The organism is Saccharomonospora sp. CUA-673, assembly GCF_001942305.1.
GTDB lineage: Bacteria > Actinomycetota > Actinomycetes > Mycobacteriales > Pseudonocardiaceae > Prauserella.
The window spans coordinates 38,194-51,078 of record NZ_MKKE01000022.1 but is presented as its reverse complement, the minus strand read 5'-3'; the positions used below and the strand labels follow the sequence as shown (position 1 = coordinate 51,078).

Sequence of the window (12,885 nt, the reverse complement as noted above, 5' to 3'; positions counted from 1 at the left end):
CGGGTGCCGGCACGGCGGACCTGCGGTCGGTGATCGCGACACGGTGACGGCCGGCCCGTCAGGTGCGCGGCGTGCGCCTCGGGACCACGACGGGGTGGCCGTCGGTGGTGGTGAGCACCTCGACGTCGGCGGCGTAGTGCTCGTGGAGCCGTTCGGCGGTGAGTACCTCGGACGGTTTTCCTGCCGCGACGATGCAACCGTGATCGACGAGGACGAGCTCGTCGGCGTACTGTGCGGCGATCGTCAGATCGTGCAACGTCGTCACGACGGTGGTGCCGTCCTCGGTGCGGAGCCGGTCGAGGCGTTCGAGCAGGGTCTGCACATGTCCGATGTCGAGGCCGGTAGTGGGCTCGTCGAGTAACAGCAACGCTGTCCGTTGGGCGAGGACGCGGGCGAGGACGGCTCGTTGCGCCTCGCCGCCGGACAGGGTGCCGAGGCGGCGGCCGGCGAGACCGTGGAGGTCCAGGCGGTCGAGTGCGTCCTCCACAATGGACAGGTCGTGTGCTGTTTCCCGGGCGAGGGCACCGAGGTGCGGTGTCCGTCCGAGGAGGACGTAGTCGGTGACGGTCAGTCGTTCGGGCAGTGCCGGACTCTGTGGGGCGTAGCCGATGTGGCGTGCACGCTCGGACGGGGACAGTCGTGCGACGTCCGTGCCGTCGATCGTCACGGATCCGTCGTGTGGCACGAGGCCGGCCATGGCCTTGAGCACCGTGGACTTGCCGGCGCCGTTGGGGCCGACGATCGCGAGCCACTGGCCGCGGAGGACGTCGAGCGAGACGTCGTGGACCACGGTGTCGGAGCCGTAGGACACGGCCACGTCGTGAAGTGTCAGAGCGGGCGTGGTGTCGTCGGTCATGACAACCGCTCCCTGTTGGTCCGGAGCACGAGCGCGAAGAACGGTGCGCCGGCGAAGGCGGTCACCACGCCGAGTGGCAGCTCGCCCGGCATGATCGTGCGTGCGACGACGTCGGCCAGAATCAGGAAGACGGCGCCGCCGATCAGGGACAACGGCACGATCACGCGGTAGCTCGCGCCGGCGAGCAACCGCACGAGGTGGGGCACGACGATGCCGACGAACCCGATCAGGCCGCTCACGGAGACGGCGGCAGCGGTGGCCAGTGACGCCGCGGCGAGCAGCACGAGGCGGATCCGGCCGGGCCGCAACCCTAGGGACGCGGCTTCGGCGTCGCCGAGGGTGAGCACGTCCAGCAGGCGGGCGCCGGCCACGAGCACGACGGCGGCGAGCGCGACGTACGGCAGGGCCAGTGGCACGTCCGACCAGCCGCTGACGTTCAACCCTCCGAGGGTCCAGGTGTAGACCTGTCGGATCGTGTCGGTGTCCAGCTGTTGCACGAAAGTTTGGACGGCGGTGAGGAACGCGGTGACGGCCACGCCGGCCAGCAACAGCCCGGCGGTGCCCGAGCCGCCCGCGGAACGGCCGAGGACCCAGCTGAGTCCGACGCCCAACAGTGCTCCCGCGAACGCGGCGAGCGGAAGGGGACCGACGATCCATGTCGTCACCGCGGGCACGAACACCATGACCATCGTCGCCGCCATCCCGGCGCCGGCGGCGGCGCCGAGCAGGTAAGGCTCGGCCAGCGGATTGCGGAACACGCCTTGGAACGCGGCGCCCGCGCCGGCGAGGGCCGCGCCGACGAGGCCGGCCAGAAGGACCCGCGGCATGCGCAGTTCCCACACGATCGCGGCCTCGCGTTCGGACAGCGGCGACACCCCGCCCGAGACCTGGGCCCACAGTTCACCGAGCACGCGTTGCCAACCCAGCTCGCCCGACCCGGCGAGCAGGGAGAACACGATCGCCGCGAGCAGCACGACCAGCGCGATGAGCACCGCGCCGGGGCGCAGCCGGGTGGTGTGCGCCGCGACGGCAGAGCGGGAACTGTGGGTGAGCGGCATCAGGCTTCGGCCACGGCGTCGGCGATGTCGCGGACGAACTCGACGAGCCGTGGGCTCCACCGCGATGCCAGGTCGTCGTCGAGCGGGAACACGCGGTCCTGTTCGACGGCGGTCAGGGTGTCCCAGCCGGGCCGTTCGGCGACGGTCTGCGCGTTCTGCCCGCAGCACTTCACGTCGGCGAGGAACACCAGGTCCGGGTCGGCCTCGATGATCTTCTCGGCGGTCAGCTGCGGGTAGCCGCCCATGGCGTCGGGGTTGCCCTGGTCGGCGATGTTGCGCAGGCCGAACTGGTCGTAGATCTCGCCGAGGAACGTCGCCGAGGTCACGGTGTAGTAGCTCGGGTCGACCTCGTGGTAGTAGCTGAGCTCGCGGTTCGGCGCGTTGTCGGCCAGCTCGGTGATCTCCGCTTCGACGTCGTCGGCGAGCTGCCGGCCGGCGTCGGGGTGCCCCGTCGCCTCGCCGACGAGCGCGAACTGGTCGTAGGCCTCCTCGAGGGTGCCGGGCGCGGGCAGCACGAGCGTGGCCACCCCGGTCTTGTCGAGCGCCTCGGCGACCGAACCGTCGGGGTCGGCGTTGACGATGACCAGGTCCGGGTTGTGCCCGGCGATGGCCTGCGGGTCCGGGTTGAGGCCCGACAGGTCGGTGCGCGGGGCGTGGTCGGGGTACGTCGACACGTCGTCGACCGCGACGACCTGGTCGCCCGCGCCCACCTCGTACAGCGTCTCGGTCACCGATGGGACGAGCGAGACGATGCGTTCGGGCTTGTCCTCGAGCGTGACCGGGGGAGCGCCCGCCGGCCGCAGCTCGACGGGGAAACCGGCAGAGGCGGAGCCGTTGCCGTCGTCGGGGGAGTCCTCCCGCTGGGCGCAACCGGCGAGGGCGAGCACGGCGAGCAGCGGCAGCACGGCAAGCAACGCCGCAGGCCGGGCACGCTGCGAGCCCCGGGAACCTCGCCAATGCCGCGAACGACGGAACGAGAGCGAGAACCGGAACGAGGGGAGCGAGAACCGGAACGACGAGAACAACACTGCGACCTCGGGTGGCTGGGCCGGCTCCGAGGGGCGGGAGCGCCCGAGTCGGCGTCGACACCGTCCCTGACACCCCACCTCTGCGCCGGAGGTGGACAAGGCGTCGACACGGACGAAGGCGACCTGACTCGCCCTTCCGACCGCGCCCGGAGGGGCGCCGCGAGGGCATCACAGTTGCGGCACAGCGCCGGATTCGCACCGGACTTCGCTACCGCCCGTGTCGAGACGACGTTACCAGCCCCATGGAGGTGTGCCCCGAATGTCGCAACGCGCAGGCGTACACTGGGTGTGAAGGACGCTCGGCGCGGAGGTCTCACAGCGACTTAACGCCACACCCCTTGCCGGGACCGAGGCGCCCATCAGAAACTAGGTCGTCCGGGGTCGCCGGATCGTTACGGTCGAAGCGGAAATCGGCCGGTTGAACCGGCGCTGGGACGTTTCCCAGATGTTAAGGTCGCGATAATAAGCGGGCCATCGTCGTCCCGTGCCCCAAGAACGAGCACGAAGACGACGCAGGAGGCCTGAGTTGATCTTCTCCGCGATTCCGTCTCGGCAGGGTCTCTACGATCCCGCAACGGAACAGGATTCCTGCGGTGTCGCCATGGTCGCGCATGTCCGTGGCGTCCGCTCCCACAGCATCGTCGCCGACGGTCTGACCGCGTTGACGAACCTCGACCACCGTGGTGCCGCCGGCGCCGAACCGACCAGCGGCGACGGTGCCGGAATCCTGCTGCAGCTGCCCGACGAACTGTTGCGTGCGGAGGCGGGTTTCGACCTGCCGCGTCCGGACGCGTTCGGCAGGCACCACTACGCGGCGGGCGTCGCGTTCCTGCCCGCCGACGCGGAGCAGCGGCGCAAGGCCGTGACGATCATCGAGCGCATCGCCGGCGAGGAGGGCCTCGAGGTCGCTGGCTGGCGCGACGTGCCGGTCGACGCCGACGCCGCCGACGTCGGACCCACCGCGCGGTCTGTCATGCCGCACTTCGCGTACCTGCACGTGACGGGCAGGCCCGACGCCGACGGCGAGCTGCCGTCCGGCATCGACCTGGATCGGCTCACGTTCTGCCTGCGCAAGCGGGCCGAACACGAGACCGAGGACGCCGGTTGCGGGGTGTACTTCCCCTCGCTGTCGGCGCGCACGTTCGTCTACAAGGGCATGCTCACCCCGGAACAGCTTCCCCAGTTCTTCCCCGAGCTGCGCGACGAGCGCATGCTCACCGCGATCGCGCTGGTGCACTCGCGGTTCTCGACGAACACGTTCCCGTCGTGGCCGTTGGCGCACCCGTTCCGGTTCGTCGCGCACAACGGCGAGATCAACACGGTGCGCGGCAACCGCAACCGGATGCGCGCCCGCGAGGCGCTGCTGGAGACCGATCTGATCCCGGGCGACCTGTCGCGGCTGTACCCGGTGTGCTCGCCGGATGCCTCCGACTCGGCCTCGTTCGACGAGGTGCTGGAGATGCTGCACCTGGGCGGTCGGACCCTGCCGCACGCGGTGCTGATGATGGTCCCCGAGGCGTGGGAGAACCACGAGGGGATGGACGAGCAGCGCCGTGCGTTCTACCGCTTCCACGCCAGCCTGATGGAGCCGTGGGACGGTCCCGCGTGCGTGACGTTCACCGACGGCTCGCTCGTCGGCGGCGTGCTCGACCGCAACGGTCTGCGCCCCGCGCGCTGGTGGCGCACGGCGACGAGCGAGTCGTGCTGGCCAGCGAGGCGGGCGTGCTCGACATCGCGCCCGACAACGTCATCGCCAAGGGGCGACTGAAGCCGGGCCGGATGTTCCTGGTCGACACCGAGGCCGGGCGCATCGTCAGCGACGACGAGATCAAGGATGGGCTCGCGAGCGAGGCGCCGTACGACGAGTGGCTGCACGCGGGGCTGCTCAGCCTGTCGGAGCTGCCCGACCGCGACCACATCACCCAGACGCACGCGTCGGTGCTGCGCAGGCAGCTCTCGTTCGGGTACACGGAGGAGGAGCTGAAGATCCTGCTCGGGCCGATGGCCTCGACGGGAGCCGAACCGATCGGGTCGATGGGCACCGACACCCCGACCGCGATGACCTCGCAACGTTCGCGGTTGCTCTACGACTACTTCAAGCAGGGCTTCGCCCAGGTCACCAATCCGCCGCTGGATGCCATCCGCGAGGAGATGGTGACGTCGATGAGCCGGATCATGGGTCCGGAGCAGAACCTGTTGGCGCCCGGGCCCGCATCGTGTCGACACATCGAGTTGCCGTACCCGGTGATCGACAACGACGAGTTGGCCAAGTTGATCCACGTCAACGTCGACGGCGACCTGCCAGGGTTCGCCTGCGCCGTCCTGTCCGGACTGTACGACGTGGACGGTGGTGGCGCGGCGCTCGCCGAGGCCGTCGAACGGGTCCGCAGGGAGGCCTCGGAGGCCATCGCCGCGGGCGCGCGAACGCTGGTGCTGTCCGACCGCGACTCGGACCACCGCATGGCGCCGATCCCGTCGCTGCTGCTGGTCTCGGCGGTGCACCACCATCTGGTGCGCACGAAGGAACGGCTCAACGTCGCACTCGTCGTCGAGACGGGCGATGCCCGCGAGGTGCACCACATCGCGCTGCTGCTCGGCTACGGCGCGGCGGCGGTCAACCCGTACCTGGCGTTCGAGACGATCGAGGACATGATCGCCCAGGGCGCGATCACGGGCATCGAATCGCAGCAGGCGGTCCGCAACTATGTGGCGGCGCTGGTCAAGGGCGTCCTGAAGATCATGTCCAAGATGGGCATCTCGACCGTCGGTGCCTACACGGCGGCGCAGGTGTTCGAGGGGCTGGGGCTGTCGCAGGGACTGCTGGACGAGTACTTCACGGGCACCTCGTCGAAGCTCGGCGGCGTCGGGCTCGACGTGTTGGCCGACGAGGTCGCGATGCGCCACGCGCGGGCCTACCCGGACAACAACACCGAACGTGCGCACCGCGGCCTCGAGACGGGCGGCGAGTACGCCTATCGCCGTGAGGGCGAGCTGCACCTGTTCACGCCGGAGACGGTGTTCCTGCTGCAGCACGCCAGCAAGACGCGCGCCAAGGAGGCCTACCGGGCCTACACCGAGGAGGTGGACGCGCTCAACCGGCAGGGCGGCGCGCTGCGGGGCATGTTCCGCCTGCGGTCCGAGGGTCGTGCGCCGGTGCCGATCGACGAGGTCGAGTCGGTCGAGTCGATCTGCCGACGGTTCAACACCGGTGCGATGTCGTACGGCTCGATCTCGGCCGAGGCGCACGAGACGCTCGCGATCGCGATGAACCGCATCGGCGGCCGATCGAACACCGGTGAGGGCGGCGAGGATCCGGAACGGCTCTACGACCCGGAGCGGCGCAGCGCGATCAAGCAGGTCGCGAGTGGACGGTTCGGTGTGACGAGCGAGTACCTCGTCAACGCCGACGACATCCAGATCAAGATGGCGCAGGGCGCCAAGCCCGGCGAGGGTGGCCAGCTCCCGCCGAACAAGGTGTATCCGTGGATCGGCAAGACCCGGCACTCGACGCCGGGCGTGGGGCTGATCTCCCCGCCGCCGCACCACGACATCTATCGATCGAGGACCTGGCCCAGCTGATCCACGATCTGAAGAACGCCAACGACCGGGCGCGTGTGCACGTCAAGCTCGTGAGCTCGTTGGGCGTCGGCACCGTGGCCGCCGGTGTGTCGAAGGCGCACGCCGACGTCGTGCTGATCTCCGGGCACGACGGCGGCACGGGCGCCTCGCCGCTGAACTCGCTGAAGCACGCGGGCACGCCGTGGGAGATCGGCCTCGCCGAGACGCAGCAGACCCTGATGCTCAACGGCTTGCGCGACCGGATCACCGTGCAGGTGGACGGCGCGATGAAGACGGGTCGGGACGTCGTCGTCGCCGCGCTGCTGGGCGCCGAGGAGTACGGCTTCGCGACCGCGCCGCTCATCGTGGCCGGCTGCATCATGATGCGCGTGTGCCACCTGGACACGTGTCCGGTCGGCGTCGCCACGCAGAACCCCGACCTGCGCAAGCGCTACACGGGTCAGGCCGAGCACGTGGTCAACTACTTCCACTTCGTCGCCCAGGAGGTTCGCGAGCTGCTGGCCGAGCTCGGTTTCCGTTCGCTCGACGAGGCGATCGGCCGGGTCGACGCACTCGACGTCGACGAGGCGGTGGAGAACTGGAAGGCCGACGGGCTGGACCTGTCGCCGATCTTCGCGGCACCCGACGACACCCCGTACGGCGATGCGAAGCGCAAGCTGCGCGAACAGGACCACGGCCTGCAGCACGCTCTCGACCACACGTTGATCCAGCTGGCCGAGGCGGCGTGGAGGATGCGCATCCGCTGCGGCTCGAGCTGCCGGTGCGCAACGTCAACCGGACCGTCGGCACGCTGCTGGGCGCGGAGATCACGCGCCGCTACGGCAGCGCGGGCCTGCCCGACGAGACGATCCGGGTGACGTTGACGGGGTCGGCCGGACAGTCGCTCGGCGCGTTCCTGCCGCCGGGCGTCACGCTCGACCTCATCGGCGACGCCAACGACTACGTCGGCAAGGGCCTGTCCGGCGGCCGGATCGTGGTGCGTCCGCACGAGGATTCGCTGTTCGCGGCCGAGGGCCAGGTGATCGCGGGCAACACGATCGCCTACGGAGCCACGGGCGGTGAGATCTTCCTGCGCGGCCAGGTCGGGGAGCGGTTCGGCGTCCGCAACTCCGGTGCGCTGATCGTGTGCGAGGGCGTGGGGGACCACGCGTTCGAGTACATGACCGGTGGCCGGGCCGTGGTGCTCGGCACGTCCGGGCGCAATCTCGCGGCGGGCATGTCCGGCGGCGAGGCCTACGTGCTCGACCTGGACACGCGCAAGGTCAACCGGGGCATGGTCGAGCTGGAACAGCCGACGGTCGACGAGCTGGCGTGGTTGCGCGACATCGTCGTCCGGCATGCCGACCTGACGGGGTCGGCGGTGGCCACCTCGCTGCTCGGCGACTGGTCGCGGCGGTCCTCGGCGTTCACGAAGGTGATGCCGCGCGACTACAAGCGGGTACTCGAGGCGACGAAGGCGGCGCGTGCGGAGGGCCGCGACGTCGACGAGGCGATCATGGAGGCGGCTCGTGGCTGACAATCGCGGAGCGTGCGGAGCGCCAGCACGTGCGCCGACCGACAGAGTTGGTGCGGGACACCCGCGCCCGAGGGGATGTCCCGCATGAGCAAGGAGGCGGCTCGTGGCTGATCCGACCGGGTTCATGAAGTACGAGCGGGTCGAGCCGCCCAAGCGGCCGAAGGCCGAGCGGGTGCACGACTGGCACGAGGTCTACGTCGAGCAGCCGCGGGCTGAGCGCAACGCCGAGGTCGCCACGCAGGCGAGCCGGTGCATGGACTGCGGTATCCCGTTCTGCCACAACGAGCGTTCGGGGTGCCCGCTGGGCAACCTGATTCCGGAGTGGAACGACCTGGTGCGCCGCGGCGACTGGGCGGAGGCCTCCGAGCGGTTGCACGCCACGAACAACTTTCCCGAGTTCACGGGCAAATTGTGTCCCGCGCCGTGCGAGGCGGGGTGCACGTTGTCGATCTCGCCGTTGGCGGGCGGCCCGGTGGCCATCAAGCGGGTCGAGGAGACGATCTCCGCGCAGGCCTGGGAGGCCGGCTACGTGCAGGCACGCACGGCCGACGAGTCGACGGGCCGGCAGGTCGCGGTCGTCGGTTCGGGTCCGGCGGGTCTGGCGGCGGCGCAGCAGTTGACGCGCGCCGGGCACGACGTGACGGTGTTCGAGCGCGACGACCGGCTGGGCGGTCTGCTCCGCTACGGGATCCCCGAGTTCAAGATGGAGAAGAAGGTCCTCGACCGCAGGCTGGCGCAGCTGCGCAACGAGGGCACGACGTTCGTCACCGGGTGCGAGGTCGGCGTCGACATCACGGTCGAGGAGCTGCGGGAGCGCTACGACGCGGTGGTGCTCGCGGTGGGCGCGCTGCGGGGCCGCGACGACACGACGACACCCGGCCGCGACCTCGCGGGCGTCCATCTGGCGATGGAGCACCTGGTGCCGGCGAACCGACACTGCGAGGGCGACGGCCCACCGGAGATCACGGCCGCGGGCAAGCACGTGGTGATCATCGGTGGTGGTGACACGGGCGCCGACTGCTACGGCACGGCGATCCGCCAGGGCGCCGCGTCGGTGACACAGCTGGACCAGTACCCGGAACCGCCCGAGACGCGCGACGACGAGCGGTCGCCGTGGCCGACGTGGCCGTACATCCTGCGCACCTACCCGGTGCACGAGGAAGCGGGCGAGCGGCTGTTCGCGGTGGCCGTGAAGCGGTTCGTCGGGGACGACGAGGGCCGCGTCCGTGCGGTCGAGCTGCACACGGTGCGGGTCGAGAAGGACCCGGAGACGGGGCGCCGTCAGGTCGTGCCGACCAGCGACGACGTGCAGGAACTGCCCGCCGACCTGGTGCTGTTCGCGATCGGCTTCGAGGGGGTCGAGCACATGCGGCTGCTCGACGACCTCGGGGTGTCGTTGAACCGCCGCGGCACCGTCCCGTGCGGCACCGACTGGCAGACCGACGCACCGGGCGTGTTCGTCTGCGGCGACGCCCACCGCGGGGCGTCGCTCGTGGTATGGGCGATCGCGGAGGGCCGCTCGGTGGCCGCGTCGGTCGATGCGTACCTGACCGGCGGTTCGGATCTGCCGTCGCCGGTGCATCCGACGGCGCTGCCCCTCGCCGTCGTCTGAGCCTCGGCGTAGGCTGCGCGCCGTCCGTTCGCCGTGGCCGGGGCCGTCCAGTGGTCTGACCCGAACGGGTCACGACCTTCGTCGTCACCCCGGTGGGTGCGCCCATTGAGCGCTGTGACCTTGGGCTGAGCAGCGGTACCCGGTGTGAGCCCGCGCGGCGAGCCTTGCTGGAAGTTCGATCGAAACTCCGGCAAGGAGGACTTATGGGGATCGGTGGAAAGCGGGGCCTGCGGCGCGTCGGCGCTGTGGTCGCGGCGACGGCGATGGCGACGACGATGGTGGCCGCCCCCGCGGTGGCTGCGCCGTCGGAGGCCGCCGGCGGTTCGGACGTGGCGGTGAACGAGGTCAAGTCCACCTCGTCCGAGGAATGGACGCCGCAGCGGATGCGCTCGGCGATTCCGTTGGACCAGGTGCTGCAGATTCCGTCGTCGATCGTCGGCGCCGTGCTGGGACTTCTTCCGTCGGCGGAGGGCGCGTCGACCGGTGACGAGTGGACCGGCGGCGGCGAGGTCACGAAGACGACCGGTCGCGTGTTCTTCCAGATGGACGGCCAGGACGCCTCCTGCAGCGGCAACGTCGTGGACAGCCCGAACGGCAGCGTCGTGATGACGGCGGGCCACTGCGTGTACTACCAGGGCGGCTGGCACACGGACTTCGTGTTCGTGCCCGGTTACGACAACGGCGACGCACCGTACGGCGAGTGGGCCGCGGAGAAGACGATGGCGCCGCCGGAGTGGGAGTCCGGTGAGGACATGAACCACGACGTCGGTATCGCCGTGGTGGAGGAGAAGGACGGCGCCACGATCGCCGACACGGTCGGGTCGACGGAGATCGCCTTCAACGGCGAACGCGGCCGCGACATGCACGCGTTCGGTTACCCGGCCGCGGCGCCGTACGACGGCAGCACGTTGACCTACTGTGCGGGCGGCACGTTCACCGACCCGCTGCTGACCGACGACTACGGCATGCGCTGCGACATGACCGGCGGCTCGAGTGGTGGCCCGTGGTTCAGCTCGTTCGACCCGGAGACGGGCACGGGCGTGCAGGAGTCGGTGAACAGCTTCGGCTACGTGTTCCTGCCGAACGTGATGTTCGGGCCGTACTTCGGTGACCAGGCCCAGGCCCTCTACGAGGAGGCATCCGCCTCCTGACGCACCACCCGAAGCACCGTGTCGTGACGGCTGTTTCCTGACGGTCGCTCACCGTTCGTCGTCCACGGCGGACCGGCCCCGGTCGTGTCCGCGTGGACGACTGCGTGAGCGACCTTCTCGTAGGCGTTCTTGTAGGGCGCGAAGTTCGCCGTGCGCCGCCCGTGCGCGCGGATGACTCCGACGAGGCCGACGAGCGTCAGCAGGGCGAGCGCCGCCCACACGACGAGCACCACGGTGGCGCCTGTGCCGCCTTCGGTGAGCTGACGTGCGGTCGTCGCCGCGACCCCGACCAGCGTCAGCAACGGCAGGCAGAACGCGGCCGCCCACCGGTTGGTTCGTTGACTGTCCTTCTTGTACTGCGCGGCCGCGTCCCGATACGCCGTCTCGGAGAGCGGGTTGACTCCGAACTCGCGCTGCGCGTCGGTGGCGGCTCGTTGTGCCCCGGGCTGGCGGCCGAGTTCCTCGATGCCGGGCCCCTTGATGAAGTACTCGGTGTTCTTGATGACCGGCTCCGTGCCGCGCCGGGCGACACGGAACAGTAGCCGGCCGCCTTCGGACTCGCGGCGCACGACGGTCCAGCCGTGCGTTTCGGCGGCCCGGGCCAGCTCATCCTGATCAGAGGGAAGGGCGTTGCCGACGTCGATCCTCGCGGTGCCGGTGCTGTCGGGTGTGAGCGTCGAGAGCTGGGCAAGGAACGCCGAGTGGTCGGGCGCGGCACCGCGTGCCGTTGACGGGTGTCCCGTCTCGAAGGACGTGCCCGGTCCGGACTGCAGGTTGCGTTGGAAGGTGAGCCTGCGGCCGTAGTAGTCGGTCCAGCGGTAGCCGTTGGCCTCGGCGAGGGCGCGGACGGCATCGTCGCGTACACCGATGCGGAATCCGCGCGAGACGTACGTGGCGCCGGAGTGGGTCTCGTTCTTCCGCAGTTCGTCGAGAACTTGCTGTTTCCGGATTTCGAGCGGAGTGCGCAGTTGGCTGACCATCGCCCAGGCGAAAGCGATGAGCACGGTCGCGGCGAAGGCGACCGGAATACCCGCGATGATCCACAGCGTGGTGTCCATGCGTCACCGGAGTGTTCTGCGCACCGCGAGGCCGCTCTCGTTGCTCATGACGTGCTTCCCGGCAGTGTCCTGCGGAAGTTGAGTCGGCGGTCGTTGCGGCCCGAGTACCCTGTCCACGTATAACCGTGGTTCTCGGCCAGTTTGCGTACCGCGTCGTCGTTCACTCCACTGCGGTATCCCGACAGGACCGAGGTGGTGCCGTCGGGCGCTTCCTCCTGGCGCAGCTTGTCCAACACCTGTTGCTCGCGCTGCTCCATCGGTGTCCTGCGTTGCTGGACCGTGGCGTAGGCGGCGATGCCGACGACCACGATCAGCGCTGCGCAGAAGACGCCGACGAAAATCCAGATTGCGATGTCCACCGCTATCCATCCAATACGTTGCTGATCGATGTGAACTCGTTGTCTCGAGCGGCCCAGCGGAGGGTCTTGCAGATCTCGGCCATCATCGTGACGTAGTCGTCCCAGTCCCAGAGGCATTCCGTGCTCAGCGCGAAGAACGCCAACTCGCCGCGGTCGGCGAGCGGGAAGACGACCTGGATCTGCCGGACATGGCGGACCGTGTCAGCCGGTTCGCCTGTCACTCGCACCGGGCGCTGGAACCGGTCGTCCTCGACGACGACGAGACAGCGGCCGATCTCGAGGTCGACGTACTGTGCGTCGGCATTCTTGCGTTGCCGGCGAATCGCGTCGAGGACGGGCTCCAGCGGGCGGCGGCCCGTCCCCGGTACCGACATCTCCCGGGTCAGGGCCGTGAACTGGGCGATGGACGCGGCGCCCGGCCTGCGATCGGAGCGGCCGATGAACGTCGCGGCGTAGAGGACGCCTTCGTCGAGCATCCGCTCCACTGCGTACTGGTTGGCGACGATCAGGTGGAGTCGTTGCTCGTCCTCGAGGCCCGGCAGGGTGCGGTCCAGTTCCGCCTGAAGCCGTGTCGCGCGCGTGGCAGCGTCGGCCGTGAGGTCGACGGCACGGAACTCGGTGGGGAGGGCAAATGTCAGTGGGAACGGTCGTACATCGGTGTCAGGCAT

8 protein-coding genes, 1 pseudogene and 1 riboswitch are annotated in these 12,885 nt (G+C 69.8%); of the genes and pseudogenes, 3 read left to right on the top strand and 6 right to left on the bottom strand.

Annotation, left to right across the window (positions count from 1 at the left end; all coding sequences use genetic code 11):
• Window positions 1–58: 58 nt before the first annotated feature.
• The 3 genes from BJF85_RS11475 to BJF85_RS11465 are packed head-to-tail and all read right to left on the bottom strand — an operon-like array spanning window position 59 to window position 2,828.
• Entirely contained in the window at window positions 59–856 is a 798-nt protein-coding gene (locus BJF85_RS11475) for an ABC transporter ATP-binding protein (protein ID WP_075847237.1), read from the bottom strand.
• Window positions 853–1,914 (bottom strand): iron ABC transporter permease, encoded by a 1,062-nt coding sequence (locus BJF85_RS11470; protein WP_075847235.1) that lies wholly within the window; start codon window positions 1,912–1,914, stop codon window positions 853–855. The genes BJF85_RS11475 and BJF85_RS11470 overlap by 4 nt, the downstream gene beginning before the upstream one ends.
• Window positions 1,914–2,828 carry an ABC transporter substrate-binding protein gene (locus BJF85_RS11465; RefSeq protein WP_075847532.1) on the bottom strand — a complete coding sequence of 305 codons (915 nt, stop codon included), beginning with the start codon at window positions 2,826–2,828 and terminating at the stop codon, window positions 1,914–1,916. The genes BJF85_RS11470 and BJF85_RS11465 overlap by 1 nt, the downstream gene beginning before the upstream one ends.
• A 236-nt stretch (window positions 2,829–3,064) precedes the next feature.
• A riboswitch (cobalamin riboswitch) is annotated at window positions 3,065–3,146 on the bottom strand.
• 322 nt (window positions 3,147–3,468) lie between these two features.
• Here BJF85_RS11465 and gltB point away from each other — a divergent pair.
• From gltB to BJF85_RS11450, 3 genes and pseudogenes are all read left to right on the top strand, one after another.
• Window positions 3,469–8,037, top strand: a pseudogene (gene gltB, locus BJF85_RS11460) (glutamate synthase large subunit).
• Window positions 8,038–8,140: 103 nt separating this feature from the next.
• On the top strand, window positions 8,141–9,649 hold the full coding sequence (locus tag BJF85_RS11455) for a glutamate synthase subunit beta (RefSeq protein ID WP_075847233.1): 1,509 nt from the start codon (window positions 8,141–8,143) through the stop codon (window positions 9,647–9,649).
• A gap of 203 nt (window positions 9,650–9,852) precedes the next feature.
• Complete coding sequence (locus tag BJF85_RS11450) at window positions 9,853–10,800, top strand: serine protease (RefSeq protein ID WP_075847231.1); 948 nt, start codon at window positions 9,853–9,855, stop codon at window positions 10,798–10,800.
• On the opposite strand, the gene BJF85_RS11445 is transcribed toward BJF85_RS11450, so the two are convergent.
• From BJF85_RS11445 to BJF85_RS11435, 3 genes are read right to left on the bottom strand one after another with little or no spacing between them, the layout of a single operon-like run.
• Window positions 10,776–11,858, bottom strand: a complete 1,083-nt coding sequence (locus BJF85_RS11445) for a hypothetical protein (RefSeq protein ID WP_075847229.1) — start codon at window positions 11,856–11,858, stop codon at window positions 10,776–10,778. The two genes, BJF85_RS11450 and BJF85_RS11445, sit on opposite strands and share 25 nt — an antisense overlap.
• A gap of 44 nt (window positions 11,859–11,902) precedes the next feature.
• Window positions 11,903–12,217: a hypothetical protein gene (locus tag BJF85_RS11440; RefSeq protein WP_075847227.1), complete on the bottom strand. Its 315-nt coding sequence runs from the start codon at window positions 12,215–12,217 to the stop codon at window positions 11,903–11,905.
• A gap of 2 nt (window positions 12,218–12,219) precedes the next feature.
• Window positions 12,220–12,885 (bottom strand): hypothetical protein, encoded by a 666-nt coding sequence (locus BJF85_RS11435; RefSeq protein WP_075847225.1) that lies wholly within the window; start codon window positions 12,883–12,885, stop codon window positions 12,220–12,222.

Coding starts and splice junctions, on each gene's coding strand:
- BJF85_RS11435 (WP_075847225.1), bottom strand. CDS start 12,885: ATGCCTGACACCGATGTACGACCGTTCCCACTGACATTTGCCCTCCCC.
- BJF85_RS11450 (WP_075847231.1), top strand. CDS start 9,853: ATGGGGATCGGTGGAAAGCGGGGCCTGCGGCGCGTCGGCGCTGTGGTC.
- BJF85_RS11445 (WP_075847229.1), bottom strand. CDS start 11,858: ATGGACACCACGCTGTGGATCATCGCGGGTATTCCGGTCGCCTTCGCC.
- BJF85_RS11470 (WP_075847235.1), bottom strand. CDS start 1,914: ATGCCGCTCACCCACAGTTCCCGCTCTGCCGTCGCGGCGCACACCACC.
- BJF85_RS11475 (WP_075847237.1), bottom strand. CDS start 856: ATGACCGACGACACCACGCCCGCTCTGACACTTCACGACGTGGCCGTG.